This is a genomic window from Hymenobacter duratus (genome assembly GCF_014698995.1).
Classification (GTDB): domain Bacteria; phylum Bacteroidota; class Bacteroidia; order Cytophagales; family Hymenobacteraceae; genus Hymenobacter; species Hymenobacter duratus.
Genome location: NZ_JACWZZ010000002.1, coordinates 1 through 14344 on the forward strand (window position 1 = coordinate 1; position 14344 = coordinate 14344).

The 14344-nt window shown below is 60.0% G+C and carries 10 protein-coding genes; 3 read left to right on the forward strand and 7 right to left on the reverse strand.

The window, feature by feature from the left end; translation table 11 throughout:
• Positions 1 to 174: 174 nt before the first annotated feature.
• The 7 genes from IC231_RS07945 to IC231_RS07975 all read right to left on the reverse strand — a co-directional run bounded on the left by IC231_RS07945 (position 175) and on the right by IC231_RS07975 (position 9409).
• A complete protein-coding gene (locus IC231_RS07945) occupies positions 175 to 1473 on the reverse strand; it encodes a sensor histidine kinase (RefSeq protein WP_190784020.1) in 1299 nt (432 codons plus the stop codon).
• A gap of 147 nt (positions 1474 to 1620) precedes the next feature.
• Positions 1621 to 3009, reverse strand: a complete 1389-nt coding sequence (locus IC231_RS07950) for a sigma-54-dependent transcriptional regulator (RefSeq protein WP_190784021.1) — start codon at positions 3007 to 3009, stop codon at positions 1621 to 1623.
• A gap of 87 nt (positions 3010 to 3096) precedes the next feature.
• Positions 3097 to 4296, reverse strand: coding sequence for an ABC transporter permease (locus IC231_RS07955; protein ID WP_190784022.1), 1200 nt, complete (start codon positions 4294 to 4296; stop codon positions 3097 to 3099).
• Positions 4297 to 4370: 74 nt separating this feature from the next.
• Positions 4371 to 5651, reverse strand: a complete 1281-nt coding sequence (locus IC231_RS07960) for an ABC transporter permease (RefSeq protein ID WP_190784023.1) — start codon at positions 5649 to 5651, stop codon at positions 4371 to 4373.
• Between the two features lie 98 nt (positions 5652 to 5749).
• Positions 5750 to 6487: an ABC transporter ATP-binding protein gene (locus IC231_RS07965; RefSeq protein ID WP_190784024.1), complete on the reverse strand. Its 738-nt coding sequence runs from the start codon at positions 6485 to 6487 to the stop codon at positions 5750 to 5752.
• Positions 6488 to 6709: 222 nt separating this feature from the next.
• Complete coding sequence (locus tag IC231_RS07970) at positions 6710 to 8155, reverse strand: TolC family protein (protein WP_190784025.1); 1446 nt, start codon at positions 8153 to 8155, stop codon at positions 6710 to 6712.
• 6 nt (positions 8156 to 8161) lie between these two features.
• Entirely contained in the window at positions 8162 to 9409 is a 1248-nt protein-coding gene (locus tag IC231_RS07975; RefSeq protein WP_190784026.1) for an efflux RND transporter periplasmic adaptor subunit, read from the reverse strand.
• A gap of 847 nt (positions 9410 to 10256) precedes the next feature.
• Between IC231_RS07975 and IC231_RS07980 the strand changes: the two genes are divergently transcribed.
• The 3 genes from IC231_RS07980 (at position 10257) to IC231_RS07990 (ending at position 14314) form a co-directional block, all read left to right on the forward strand.
• Positions 10257 to 12671, forward strand: a complete 2415-nt coding sequence (locus IC231_RS07980) for a TonB-dependent receptor domain-containing protein (RefSeq protein WP_190784027.1) — start codon at positions 10257 to 10259, stop codon at positions 12669 to 12671.
• Positions 12672 to 13056: 385 nt separating this feature from the next.
• Positions 13057 to 13497: a carboxypeptidase regulatory-like domain-containing protein gene (locus tag IC231_RS07985; RefSeq protein WP_190784028.1), complete on the forward strand. Its 441-nt coding sequence runs from the start codon at positions 13057 to 13059 to the stop codon at positions 13495 to 13497.
• A 166-nt stretch (positions 13498 to 13663) separates the two neighbouring features.
• On the forward strand, positions 13664 to 14314 hold the full coding sequence (locus tag IC231_RS07990; RefSeq protein ID WP_190784029.1) for a DUF2459 domain-containing protein: 651 nt from the start codon (positions 13664 to 13666) through the stop codon (positions 14312 to 14314).
• Positions 14315 to 14344 lie beyond the last annotated feature (30 nt).

Consider the following 14344-nt stretch of genomic DNA (forward strand, 5'->3'; position numbering starts at 1 on the left):
AGCTACCCGTGAAGAAGTAGACTATTTCATCAATCAGCCGTGCCCTTCATTTCTGTCGTCCTGAGCAAAGCGAAGGACCTTATCACGCAAGAACATCAGGCGTGATAAGGTCCTTCGCTTTGCTCAGGACGACAGATTACTTTCGGGATATGAGTACACACAAAATCACTGCGGCTAAAACCAGATGCTGAATACGGTACGGCCGTTTTCCTGGGTTTCGAGGCTGAAGCGCAGGTTGTGTTGCAGCAGAATGTCGCGGATGAGGGTAAGGCCGATGCCCTGACCGTCGCGCTTGGTGCTGAAGAAGGGCGTGAACAGCCGGCGCTGCACTTCGGGCAGGATGCCGGGGCCGTCGTTTTCGATGTGCAGCGCGGGCGGGCTGAGTGTGGTGCGGATGGTGAGGTTGCCATTTTCGCCGATGGCCTCCAGCGCATTTTTCACGATGTTGAGCAGCGCCTGCTCCAGCTGTTGCCGGTCTAGGTCGGCGTGGAGGGGCGTGGGTACCAGCTGCCAGTGCCAGCGCACGTTGCGGCGCTCGGCCTGCACCTGCATCAGGCGCTGCATGCCACGCAGCAGTTCGTGCACATCGGTGGGCTGGCGGTTGGGCGGCGGCAGGCGCACCAGGTTGGCGAAGTTGGCAATGAAGTTAGCCAAATGCGTATTACGAGCAATGGACACCTCCAGCGCCTCCTGGAAATCAGGCTGGTCATCGGGCCGGAGCTGGGATGTGTAGTAGCCGAACGACTGTAGAATGGAGTTGATAGCCCCGATGGAGTTGTTGATTTCGTGCGACATCATCCGGATCAGCTTCTCGTACGCCTGCTTTTCCTGCCGGATCAGGTCCTGCGTCAGCTCTTCCAGCAATATGAAGTTGCGCGTAAAGCCCCGATCCACGAAGTGCGAGCAGTGCGCCCGGTAGGTCTGGATGCCAGAAAGCTGTACTACCTGTGGCTGTCCCTCGCGCAAGGTACCCAGCGCCGCGCCCCACTCGCCGGGCAGATTGGCAGGCCGCTGGCCCAGCAGCGTTCCGGCCGGCTGCCCCAGGAACCGTTCAGCGGCGGGGTTCACGGCCTCCATCTGGCCCTCGAAGTTGAGCAGCAGAATGCCCGCCGGCGAGGCCTGGATGAGACGTTCCAGCAAATAGCTTTTCTCGTGTTGCGTCACCCGCTCCTGCCGCAGTTCATCTATCATCTGGTTATAGACGTCGATGAGCTGGTCCATTTCGCGCTGGCCCACGGGCACGAACTTCATGGAGAAGTCCTTGCTGCGAATGGCCTCCGTGCCGGCCGCAATCAGCTGAAACGGGCGCACAAAGCCGCGGTATAGCTGCACCGTGAGAACAATGCTAATAAGCAGCAGCACCTCCAGCCCCACGAACAGCGCCGCATTTGTCCGCATTACCTGCGCCGCCAGTACAATAAGCACGGCATGAATCAGGACGACGAACAGCAAAAAATTGGTACGCAGGGACATGCAGAGGATGAAACTGTTGCGGAAAGTAAAAACGTCATTCCGAGCGAAGCCGAGGAATCTCGCTAGTGTAGTAGAATTGCCATTACAATCTCAGCACGCGAGATTCCTCGGCTTCGCTCGGAATGACGTACTGGAAAGCCCTTCCTCCTATTCCGCGTCAAACGGAATAGCGTATTTCTCCAGCCTACGGTACAGCGCCCCCCGGCTCAGGCCCAGCGCTTTGGCTACGCGGCTCACGTTACCGGAAAAGTGCTCCATTGAGCGGCGAATCATCTGGGCTTCCAGCTCATCCAGGGTGATAGTGCCGGGTTCAGGGAGTTGGCCGGGTTCTGGGGTGCGGGTAGCGGGCTGGAACTGTGCCTGGAAGTCTTCGGGGCTCAATTCATCCTTACCCGAGACCAGCACGGCACGCTCCACCAGATTTTTCAGCTCCCGGATGTTGCCGGGCAGTGGTAGTTCGCGCAGCCAATGCAGGGCGCGAGTGCCTACCTTCAGGGCGGGGCGGTTGTAGGTGGCGCGCAGTCCATCCACGAAATGCTGCACCAGCAGCGGGATGTCCTGGGGCCGCTCGCGCAGGGCGGGCAGGCGCACCGTAATCAGGTTGATGCGGTAAAACAGGTCTTCGCGGAAGCGCCCCTGCTGCACCAACTCAGTGAGGTTGCGGTTGGTAGCGCAAATCACCCGGATATCGAGGCGGCGCGGGCGGCTGTCGCCGAGCACCTCGTAGGTGCGGTCCTGCAGCACACGCAGCAGCTTCACTTGCGAGGATAGGTCCAGCTCCCCTATTTCATCCAAGAAGATGGTGCCGCCGTTGGCCAGCTCAAAGCGTCCCACCCGGTCAGTTTTAGCGTCGGTAAAAGCGCCGCGGCGGTGCCCGAACATCTCACTCTCAAACAGCGAGGCCGCAATACCACCCAGATTTACTTTCACGAACGGCTGGTGGCGGCGGTTGCTGTTCTGGTGCACGGCCTCCGCAATCAGCTCCTTGCCGGTACCACTTTCGCCCTCAATCAGCACCGAGGCATCAGTAGCGGCCACCTGGCCCACGTTGCGCAGCAGTTGGAGCAGGCGCGCGTCCTGGCCTACAATGTTGCTGAAATTGAACTGTTTGTCGAGCTGGCGGCGACTGAGCTGCGTTTCTTCGGCCGGAGCCGCAGTGGCCTGCTGCTCGCTCAGGCTCAGGATGGTACGGATGGTCTGTAGCAGGGCCTCGTTGTTCCAGGGCTTGGTCACGAATTCGGCCGCCCCGGCCTTGATGCCTTCCACGGCCAGCGTGATGGAACCCCATCCCGTAATCAGAATAACGGGTAGCTGCGGCGCTACCTGCTTCACCTGGGCCAGCAGTTGCAGGCCATCCTGGCCACTGGTTTCCAGCGAGTAGTTCATATCCATCAGCACCAAGGCTGGTGGCGCGGTGCGCACGATTTGCAGTGCCTCCTCGGGTGTAGCCACGGCTTTCGCAACGTAACCGGCCTGTTTCAGCAACAGTCCTAGCGAGGTCCGGACGGCCAGGTCGTCGTCAACTAGTAGTATCATAGCTCAGTGCACGAAGGACGGAAATGCGGAGAAATAAAGCGAGAGGCAGTTTTCGGTAGTTGCAGGCTATACACTTGGTAATGAAAACTACTCTTCGCGAAGGGCCACGGCCGGATGAATGCCAGCTGCTTGCCGACTGGGGTAAAACGCGCATAGTGCCGTGATGCAATACACTGCCACTGCTGCCACCCCAATACCCGCCAGATAGAACTTCGGAGCCAGCTCAAAGGCATTTAGTAGCGGAAACTGCACGGCCAGCAGCCCGCCCAACAGTACACCGAAGGTCGTTACGACCAGCATTTCGCCCAGAAACTGCCTGATAATGTCCGGGCCGGTGGCACCCATAGCCCGGCGCAAGCCAATTTCGGCCCGGCGCTGGCTGATGTTGTACCACAGTACGCCAAAGAGGCCCAGCGCTACATTCACAATCAGAAATACGCTGATCAGGGCCAGCCCCGCCACCGGCACGATGGTGTAGCGGCGCTTGTGCAGGCGGTCCTCGTCCATTACGCGCACCATAGTAGTCCACTGGCGAGTGACGCCGGCCACCGTGCGGGCTATTTTCTCCTGCAGCTCGCCGCCCTCGCCGGGTGCTACGCGCACCACCACATTGGCCGTTTCCCAGCGCGTGGTGTCGAACGGAATCAGGCGCTTCCAGAGAGAAGGCACCGCCGGGCCGAAGTCATTTTCCATGCGCACATCGTCTACCACCCCTGTCACCTGAAACTCGTCTGCGGGGTCAGGGTTGGGGCCGGGCTCTATCCAGGTGAAGATTTTGCCCAGCGCCGGCCCGTTGCCGAATAGCTCTTCCCGCAGATTCTGGCTGATGACGACCGGACGGTGGTGGCTGCCGTCGTCGGTTTTGGCAAACCAGCGGCCCTCCCGCAGGTGCAGCTTCATCACCTGGGCGTAGTGGTCGTCGGCGTCATAGATATTGGACTGCCCCGACTTGCGGCCCTGGTAGCTGAAGGCAGACGTATTGGAATTAAAGATGAACGGCACGTTGCCGCTGGTAAGAGCCACCTGCTGGATACCCGGCAGGGCCTTCACCTGGCGCAACACATCGTCGAGCTGGGCGCGGGGCATGGTTTCGTTTTGGCCCGCCCTGATTTCGAGGCGCCACACCTGCTCGTAGTCGAAGCCATGCGGCTCGAGGTAGTACTTGGCAAACGTGAGAAGCAGGGTACCGACGCCAAACAGCACCACGAAGGAGAAAAAGATTTCTGACACCAGCAGCAGATTGTTGCGCTTGCGGTTCCAGATTAGTTTGAACAGATGGCGAAGCATTTTCGGGGAGGATGAGGTGATGAGTGTGATGTTGGAGCAGACCAAAGCATCGGGCCGGAGGCCGCCGCCCTTTGCTACTTCTGCTCTCCGCTGCCGCGCAGGGCTACTACCGGGTTGAGGCGCGACATTTTCCAGGCTGGGTACACACCGCTCATCAGCCCGAAGACCAGCGTGAGCAGCAGCCCCCAGGCAAACACGCGCCAGCTCAGGCTAAACTGCGCGTAAGCCACCACGTGTACATCATTGAGCAGCGCCAGTGCCCCGGCCGCCAGGGCCAGCCCAAGCAGCCCGCCCACCACGGCCAGCACCACGTTTTCCACCAGAAACTGCCCCACCAGGTTGCGGCTCGTGGCTCCAAAGGCCTTGCGCACCCCAATTTCACTGGAGCGTTCCAGAATGCGCGTCACGTTCAGATTCACCAGATTCAGGGCAGGCAGCAGCATAAATAGCAGGCCCAGCACGGTACAAATCAGGTAGAAAGCGCCAACATTATCATCGTCCAACGTCTGAGAGTCGCTACCACTTACTGCCCGTGTAATATGCAGCGCCCGGGTGAAGGTGGCCAGCATGGGGTCAGCATAGGAGAAAAGCGCCCGTACTTCCCTGGGGTTAGGAATTTCTACGCGCCGCATCATCTGGCGGTATTCCTCGCGCATAGCCGGCATTTCAGCCGTGGATGGCGCCAGCAGCACGACCATAAATTCCCCACCTATTCGGTTGTCGCGCGTCAGCGAAGGACTCAGCGTATAGGGTACCCACACATCAGAATACGACGCAATATGCACGGCCGACACATTGCGTACTACCCCGGCAATTTGGTAGCGCTTCAGATCAATTTCGATGGTGCGGCCCACCACCTGCGTGGTGCCAAAATAGCTACGGGCAGTAGCCTCGTTGACTATGCACACATGCTGGACCTGGTCTACCTCGGCACCTGTAAAGGCCCTTCCTCCCAGAAACTCGAAGTCCATAATCTGCCAGAAGTTGCCATCGGTGTAGCGCAGATCCAGCGGCAGCAGACCGCCTGGGGTAAAAGCTGTGGCGTTGTAGATGTTCGACATTACGCCCACCTTTTCGGGCGTCTTCATCCTGCGCACGTACCTGTCCACGAAGTGTATGCTGGCGGGGTTGTTCATCCAGCCGTGGTCGTCCACCATCTGCTGCCGGATGGTGTTCACAAACAGCATCCGGTTGAGGCGCTTTTCCGGCATGTTGGGGCCTACTACATGGTCTGCTAGCGCCATCACCACCAGCAGAATCATCAGGGTGAAGCTGATGCCGAACAGGCTGATGAAAGTAAAAAACTTGCGGCGCAGCAGCACCTTCCAGGCTATTTTAAGGTAGCTGAGAAGCATGGTTTTTTAAGTAAGATTTGAGAAGGGAAGATGAGGAACCGAGAACCAGAAACTGCTCAGGGACTCGTCCGTCAGCGGGTAGTTTCTACTTGCCTGACTTAGCTGACCTGGCTGCCGTCGAAGAAGCGAATGAGACGCTCGGTGCGGCGGGCCATGTGCTCGTCGTGGGTTACCATCACAATGGTGGTGCCTTCCTCCCGGTTGAGAGTTAGCAGCAGCTCCATAATCTCCTCGCCCATCACCGAGTCGAGGTTGCCGGTGGGTTCGTCGGCCAGAATTAGTTCCGGACGTCCGGCCAGCGCCCTTGCTATGGCCACCCGCTGCCGCTGCCCGCCGGAAAGCTGGCTGGGGAAGTGAGTAGTGCGGGAGCTCAGGCCTACTTTGTCGAGGGCGGTGTGGGCCAGCTCGCGCCGCTGCCGGCCATTCACGCCGGGCCGGTACAGCAGCGGCAGCTCCACGTTGTCGAGCACCGAGAGGTCGTTGATGAGGTGGTAGCTCTGGAATACGAAGCCGATTTTGTGGTTGCGCAGCGCCGCCAGCTCCCGGTCGGAATACGACTGCATGGCCCGGCCTTCAATCTCCACGACCCCGGCCGTCGGTTCATCCAGCAGCCCCATAATGCTGAGCAGCGTAGACTTACCACAGCCGCTAGGCCCCATCACCGACACGAATTCCCCTTTATGGATGATGAGGTTGACGTGGTTCAGAGCTACTGTTTCGATGGTTTTGGTCTGATATACTTTCTCGATACCACGCAGCTCAATAACCGGCTGCCAGGTGGCTGGGCGGGCAAGAGGCGCGGCAGTCGAAGTAGCGGAAGCAGTGCTGGAGTTCATAGGGCAGTGGTTGAATGGGAAAGGCGAAGGAAAGGCAATTGTCCGTTTTCGGCCAGCTGGCACGAGTACTATGCTGTACCTAGCCAAGCCCCATGCCAACTACATAAATTGTTTATTATCAATATTTTACAACACGTAATACAACTTATAGCTTTATCAAAAGATGTCCGTAAACGGACAGTGTGTTCGGTCTTGCAGGCTATCCAGACACAGGCACCAATATTATTCAGCGGTCAGCGGCAGTTGATGCTCAAAATCGTAGAGTGTGAGGGCGCGCAGGCGGTAGTGGGCCACCCAGCAGGCGCGCAGCGCGGCAATGTAGGCGCGACGGGCCTGGTCTTTCTCGGCTAGGGCAATATTGAGGTCGGTGAGGCTGATGCGTCCAACTTTGTATGTGGCCTGGGCAATACCATACCGGCGCTGGGCCAGCGTATCGGCCTGGGCCGTGAGGGCTAGCTGCTCAGTAAGAGTGCTGAGTTGGCTGGCCTGCACCAAGACACTTTGCTCGAATACCCTTTGCTCCTGCGCTACATTCTGCTCGGTCTGGCGGCGCGTCACCTCGGCCGTTTTCACCACCGATTTTTGCCGACCCCAATCCATAAGCGGCAACGAAAACACCAGGCTCACCCGCTGTTGGTTCTGCGGACTATGATAGGTTTCCCAGAAGTTGCGGGAGCTGTTCACGTAGCCCAGGTTGGCTACCAGCGTCGCCTGAAAGCCGGTAGTGCCTTTGGCCAGGGCTACGTCGCTTTCGGCCTGCAGCAGGCGGCGGCGGAAGGCCAGCGTTTCGGGGCGGTGCTGGCGGGCCTGGGCCAGTGCTTCATCGGCGGGTGCCCTAAGGTATGGCACGGCATCGGGCACCCGCAGGCGCAGGGTTTCGGCGTTCTGGCCGGTGTAGCTCTGCAGACGCAGGGCCGCATCCTGGGCATCGAGCCGGGCTTGGCCGAGGGCTTTGCGGGCGCTCAGCACGTTGAGTTCCAAGAGCAGCAGGTCGCTCTGCGAAAGGCGGCCTAGTTGGTACCGCTCTTTGCCAAGACGCAGCATTTCCTCGTTGGCCTGCACGTTCTGGGTAGCTACCTCGGCATTCACCTGTTGCAGCAGCACGTCAAAATACAGCTCTGTGATGCGCTGAGCAATGGTTTCGCGCTCCAGCACAAACTGGAGCTGGCTTTCCTGGTAGCGCAACGGCTCGATGCGCCGGTCCCAGCGCAGGCGGTTGTAGCGGCCCAGCGGCTGCGTGAGGCCAATGGTCACGGGTTGGTTGTTGTAGAGCCGGGCGTTGCGGTTGAAGTCATCGAAGCGCTGCATTTCCGAGCTGACCACCAGTTGCGCCCCCGTGGGGCCAATGTGCTGGCTAAGCGAAACACCCAGGATAGAGTTATTCTGGCGCACGGCCTGAAACTGCAGGGTGCCATCGGGCTGGACTACGGGCGTAATCACGCGGCTGTAGTTGGGCAGCTGGCCCTGCAGCGCCAGCTGCGGCCGGTAGTTCGCCTGGTACGTGCGGTACTGCCAATAGCTGGTTTCGCGGGAGGTGCGGGCCTGCCCTGCCACCGCCGACTGCTCCAGCGCCAGCCCAATTACCTGCTCCAGGCTCAGCACCTCTTGCTGAGCGGTGGCCGAAAACCCGGCCGCAACTAGTGCCAAGCTGCTCCAAAAACGCTTCATAGCAGGCTATTCTTTGATGATGAGGCTGGGCGTGCCCAGATAGTCCTTCATGTCGCTCACCACTATTTCGTCGCCAGGACGCAGGCCGCTCAGCACCTGCACGTAGTCGAGGTTGCTTTCCCCGAAACGTACCGTCCGGCGCTCCGCTTTGCCATCGTGCAGCACAAATACCTGCTGTTCCTTGCCTCCCTGGTAGAAGGCGCCGTTCTTCACGCGCAGCACCTGGCGCTGGCTACTGGTCACCACAAACACGTCGACGCGCAGGTTGGAGCGCAGGGCCGGGTGGTGGTCTTCGATGAGCCGAGCGTAGAACGTAACCGTGCCCTTGTCCACGGCCGGACTTACGGTGCTGATGGTGCCGCGCAGGTCGGTGTCGTTGAGGCGCACTACTACGGCCGCGTCTGGGTGCAGCGCATCAGCATACGCGTCAGAAATAGTAGCCCGCACCCGAAAGCTGCTCAGGTCGGCGACGCGGGCCAGCGGGTCGCCCTGCTGCACGGTGGCGCCTATATCCTCGTTCACCCACGTCAGCACGCCGGGCTGCTGGCTGCTGATGTCGGCCTGAGCTAGCTGGCTGGCTAGCTCCGCAATGCTACGGTCCTGAATCTGCATCGTGAAGCCCAGTTCGCGCACATCGGCAGCGTTGGCCGCCTGCTGGTTACGGATCTGCTCGTGCAGGCGCTGCAGCTCCAGTTGTGCCACTTTCAGGTTTAGCTCAGCCTGGCGCACACTTTCGGCGGTGCCGCCGCCTATTTTCAGCAGATATTGCTCGTCGCGCAGCGCTGACTGCAGGCTACGCACTTTCACCTGCTGCACCAGTTGCTGGGAACGAAGGTCGTTGAGGGCTTTTTCGAGGCTGAGCCGGAGCTGGCTGTTTTTGTTGCGGTTTTGCTGCTGGCCGTTCTGCAGCTTTGCCAGCGCGGTAGTGGTAAGGTCCTTATCCAGCTCCAGAATAGTCTGGCCGGGCTGCACTTTCTCGCCTACCTGCAAGGCCACGCGCCGGATACTGCTCTGAATAGGACTGGTAATGACAGCCTCGTACCCCGGAATAATGAGGCCGGCGGCCGTGAGCGAGGCTTGCAGGTCGCCGGTTTCGACGGTTGCGGTCAGCAACTGAGCCCGGCGGATGCTGGGCCGCAGCACCGAGCGGAAGGCCAGCAACGCCACGGCCGCAACGACCAGCCCCGCCAGCAGCAGCAACCAGCGGCGCGCTTTGCGGCGGTTCCGGATGGCCGAAGAAATAGCTCTGTCCATTTTCGTACAGGAATGAGGAGGATTCGTGTACAGTCCGCCAACGTTTATGCCAATGCTTTATATCATTGACAGATAAACCATTACATAGCAATCTAATAGACTTGCGCAGCCAGAAACTGTCCGGATGCGGACACAGTGTTCAGAAACACCCAACGGTTGGCAGAGCACACCCTACGAAAGCCAGGCCCGACTCAGAAGCAGGAGTGAGTGAGGTCAGCGGGTCCGTATCCGGCCGGCTAATGGCCTTTTGTCAGTCGCGTAAGCATAGCAGTATCAGAATACCTGAATAAAATTTCGGGTACAGGCTACCCTTTGACCGGATAGTGCATCTGTCAGTCTGAAACCTCAAAATGCCTCCCATACGGCTGCAGAAGGCATTTCAGCTCACCATTCTCAACAAGTGCTTTCTGTTTCAACTCCCTTAATTCCAATGAAAAAACCGGGTAACACAAAAATAATTCACCCAGTACCTTGCGTTGCATAGTACCTTCTGTTACCTTTGGATCATTGATTAGATAAGTACTTCGACGCAGGCCCCGCTTCTCACCGGAGCGCCGCCCACGCCGAAAGCCGGACACCACCGCGCCAACCGGGCCGGGAGCCGGCAGCCCGACAGAAACAGCCGTTTCCTTCCGCTGCCCCTTGTGTTTTGGCCGTTTGGTGCCCCCAAATTCGTTTGGGCCGCACCCCTACTTTTCGCGCCTTTGTTACTGGCAAACAGCCTCCCAGCGGAACCGCGGCCGCCTGGAACGGCACCTCTTTGCCTGGTTTGTACTCCAACTCACCACTTCCAATGACTTCCTTTCCGACTTTCAGCCGGGCCATTCAGGGCCTGGGGTTCCTTGCTATGCTCTCTCCTTTGGCTGCCGCGGCCCAGCAGCCCACCGGCTCCGTCTCGGGTACGCTGCTCGACCAGACCAACGGCCAGCCGCTGCCCTTCGCCAACGTAGTTGTGCTCCGCGCTCAGGACTCTACTTTTGTGAGTGGCGCTCAAACCGGCGAAAACGGCACGTTCGAGCTGGCTTCACTGGGTCTGGGCACTTACCTGCTGAAGGCTTCGGCCATTGGCTACCAGGGTTTCCGGCGGCCCATTGCTCTTACCAGCGCCAACCCCACCTTGCGGCTGGGCACCCTGAAAGTGGCTCCCACGGCTACGCAGCTCAACGGTGTAACGGTAACCGGCGAGCGGGCTGCCGTGGAAGAAAGCCTGGATAAGAAAGTCATTAACGTGGAAAAGGATCTGAGCAGCGTGGGTGGCACGGCCGTGAACGTGCTGCAAAATGTGCCTAGTGTGGCCGTAGCGCCCGATGGCACGGTGAGCATGCGCGGTAGCTCCAACATCACCATCCTGATTGATGGGAAGCCCAGCCAATCGGCTAATAGCGGGGCGGGCGGCAACCGGCTGGAACAGATTCCGGCCAGCTCTATTGAGAAAGTGGAAGTCGTGACGAATCCTTCGGCCCGCTACGATGCGGCCGGCAGCGGCGGCGTCATCAACATCATCCTGAAAAAGCAGAAGAAAGATGGCTGGAACGGGCAGGCTTCGGCTACGCTGGGCACCCGCGACAAGTACAACGGCAGCCTGAGCCTGAACCGCCGGGCCGGCAAAATGAACTGGTTCGGCTCGTATAACTTGCAGGACAACCGCTACCGCAGCACTTCCCGCACTGACCAGACCAGCACCGTGGAAGGCACTACGCTGCTCATCAACCAAGATGGCCTGAACCAGCGTCACAACGTGAACCATTCCGGCCGCCTGGGCTTCGACTACACTATTTCGCCGGAGCAGACCCTCACGCTGACCGTGGAGCCCAACCTGAACCGGGGCCTCAATACCGGCACGCAGCTCGCCGACATCCGTAGCGCGCAGGGCTCCGACCGGATTGGCAGTGCTTTCAAGGTCACGGAAGACGTGAGCAACACGGACGCTTCGCTGGACTACCGCCGCACCTGGGAAGCCCACAAAGGCCGCGAGCTGACGGCCAACATTGCCTACACCAACCTCGACGCCGACGTGGTAGTGGGCCAGCGCAATACGTTTGGCTCAGAAGATTTGCGCGAGTGGAAGCAGGACCTGCATGTAGACCTGAACGCCGCCGCCTACCAGGCCGACTATGTGCATCCGATTGGCGAAAAGGCCCGTTTTGAGGCCGGCGTGAAGGGCCAGGTAATGCTCAACGACGGTACCGACGACTTCCTGCGCCAGAACTCGGATACGCCCGGCTACGAACGTCTCGCCGACCGGTCTTTTGCCTACTCATTCAGGGAGTATCAGCAGGCGGGCTATGCCACCTACCAGCAGACCATGGGCAAATGGAGTGCGCAGGGCGGCCTGCGGGCTGAATACACCAATACCAGCGGCGAAGTAGAGGGCGGCAAGGGTCCGTTCCGGCTGAGCTACCTCAACCTGTTCCCTTCGGCTACGGTGGCCCGCACGCTTTCCACCGCCGACCAGCGCGTGCAACTCAGCTACTCGCGCCGCCTCAACCGCCCCGGTTTCATGCAGCTGCTGGCTTTCCCGCTCTACCAGGACCAGCGCAGCTACCGCATCGGCGACCCGACGCTCCGCCCCGAATACATCAACGCGTTTGAGCTGGGGCACCAGATGACCATGGGCCAGACTTCGCTGAATACCACGCTGTTTTACCGCCAGACCAACAATGCCATTCAGCGGCTGACGCGAGTAGATGAAGAGGCCACCCGCCTTTACGGCAACGGCGCCGTTGTGACGGGCAGCTACTCCGACAACTTTGGGCAGGCAACCAGCATGGGCGCAGAACTCTCGCTGAACCACCCGCTGGCCAAGTGGTGGCGCCTGACGGCCAGCGGCTCGCTGTTCCAGACCAACGTGACGGCCGCTACCGGCAACGAAACCAGCCGCCGCACCCTATCGGGCACGGGCCGCTTGATGAACACCTTTAATCCTACGCCCAAACTGGATGTGCAACTGACCGGCAACTACCGCGCGGCCGCCATTACGTCGCAGGGCCGGATTGCACCGGTCGGCTCGGTGGAAGTAGCCCTGCGCCAGCGCCTATTCGGCGACCGGGCGGCCCTCACGTTGCGGGTGAGCGACATTTTTAACACGCAGCGTAACCTCACAGAAGTATATGCAGCCGAGAACAACTTCCAGGCAACGTACTATAACAAGTGGGAAACGCGGGTAGGCTACTTGGGCTTCTCCTGGTACCTGGGCTCCACCAAGCCCCCGAAAAAGATTGAAAGCCAGCCTCAGGGTGGTGGTGGCGGCTTCGGTGGCTAGGCCAGCAGATTCCGGGCCTGGTCCACTCTACTGACCTTCTTAGCCAAAGCCTAAAAATTCTTTTTATCCTGCAGGCATCCCTTAGGCAACTACCCGCATCTTTCGAGCAGTTGCAGCATCCCACCGCAGACAGCTAGCTACTTCTGCTTCCCCCCCCGACCCCGCGCTAACGGGCGGCCGCTTCCCTGATTGGCAAGCATGGCCAACTGCCCGACAGCGCCTCCCCGCTCCTGCGTAGCGGGGCATCGTCCCTGCCCGCTGGCCTAGCTGCCGGCCGGGTTCCGGGCCTGCCAACTCCCTTTTTTCCATTGCTCCCGCCAGATGAGCCGCTCCATGCCGAGCAGCCGACGGGCAGCGCCTTGTCTTCTTTTTCCTTTCCAAAGCCATGAAAAATTCCGTGCTGAACCGCTCCCTTCTGGGTATCATTGCTTCGCTGGCTGTGCTGCAACTCTCGGCCCACACCCTGGGCCACGGCACCGTAACAGGCAGCCTGCGCGACGGCGACACCAAAGAGCCGATTCCCTTCACCAGCATTGTAGTGCTGCGCGCCGCCGACCACCGGCTGGCCGCCGTGGGCACCACCGATGCCGAGGGCAATTTCAAGCTCAAATTTCTTCCCCTCGGCGACTACGTAATTCAGTCGACGGCGCTGGGCTACCAGCTGCAGCAGCCCACCGTATCGTTCCGGCCCCTGAGCAACCGCCAGAAACTAGGCACGCTCACGCTGCAGTCATTATCGAGCCAGCCCCGGGTGCAGGCCCCGCGCCAGACAGTAGCCCAGCGCACCAGCTGCCCGCCTGCCCCTAAGCTGGCAGTCCGGTCATAGACAAAATAGCGAAGTAGTTGATGGTCCTACGGCACCCTTTTGGGCAGCTTGTAGGGCCATTGCCTGTGACAAGAAGCGTAGGCCAACGGGCCGGCACGCGGCGTGAGAGGGGCAGCCGGCAGCCGAGACTACAAAGTATCTGGCTGTGCCTGATCTTGCAGGTGCTATGTCTGCTGCTTTCACTGCCCTGATTCTCTTTTTGTGCACTGGCGCGCTGGTCCCCGTAAACCGCCAGTTCCGCCAGACACCAGACGGTATCTTGGTATTCGTGGCTTCAAACGGCACACATACCGACGTGGTATTGCCGCTGCACGTGCCGCACACACAGGGGGCTAGTTGGTTCCGGCATTTTCCCGATTCCAGCTTCCACTCGCGTTTTGGTGCCTACGAGTATGCAGCCTTTGGCTGGGGCAGCGAGAAGTTTTACCTAGCCTCCTACAACCAACAGGTGCCTGGCCCAGCCACTGTGCTGCGCGCCTTGGTGCCGGGGCCTACGCTCATGCACGTGCGCTTTCTGCGTCACGCGCCACCGGCCGGCACTCATGTGGTAGCGGTGCGCATCTCCCGTGCACAACACCAGTTGCTTACCGCCCAGATTGAAGCAGCTTTTCAGTCAGACAGCCTGAACCGCTACACCCTGCGCAATGCGGCCGGCTATACCGCCAACGACTTTTTCTTCCGGGCTACCGGCCGCTACCACGCGCTGCGTACCTGCAACGACTGGACCGTGCGCACTTTGCGCCGCGCCGGACTGCGGGTGCCGCTGAAGTCGCCGCTGGCGGCGCCGGTGCTTCATCAGGTGCGGCAGGCGAAGTAAGCTGCTGGTTGTACCTTCGCGCCATCATTC

Coding starts and splice junctions, on each gene's coding strand:
- IC231_RS07970 (WP_190784025.1), bottom strand. CDS start 8,155: ATGAAGCGTTTTTGGAGCAGCTTGGCACTAGTTGCGGCCGGGTTTTCG.
- IC231_RS07955 (WP_190784022.1), bottom strand. CDS start 4,296: ATGCTTCGCCATCTGTTCAAACTAATCTGGAACCGCAAGCGCAACAAT.
- IC231_RS07975 (WP_190784026.1), bottom strand. CDS start 9,409: ATGGACAGAGCTATTTCTTCGGCCATCCGGAACCGCCGCAAAGCGCGC.
- IC231_RS07985 (WP_190784028.1), top strand. CDS start 13,057: ATGAAAAATTCCGTGCTGAACCGCTCCCTTCTGGGTATCATTGCTTCG.
- IC231_RS07960 (WP_190784023.1), bottom strand. CDS start 5,651: ATGCTTCTCAGCTACCTTAAAATAGCCTGGAAGGTGCTGCTGCGCCGC.
- IC231_RS07965 (WP_190784024.1), bottom strand. CDS start 6,487: ATGAACTCCAGCACTGCTTCCGCTACTTCGACTGCCGCGCCTCTTGCC.
- IC231_RS07980 (WP_190784027.1), top strand. CDS start 10,257: ATGCTCTCTCCTTTGGCTGCCGCGGCCCAGCAGCCCACCGGCTCCGTC.
- IC231_RS07950 (WP_190784021.1), bottom strand. CDS start 3,009: ATGATACTACTAGTTGACGACGACCTGGCCGTCCGGACCTCGCTAGGA.
- IC231_RS07990 (WP_190784029.1), top strand. CDS start 13,664: ATGTCTGCTGCTTTCACTGCCCTGATTCTCTTTTTGTGCACTGGCGCG.
- IC231_RS07945 (WP_190784020.1), bottom strand. CDS start 1,473: ATGTCCCTGCGTACCAATTTTTTGCTGTTCGTCGTCCTGATTCATGCC.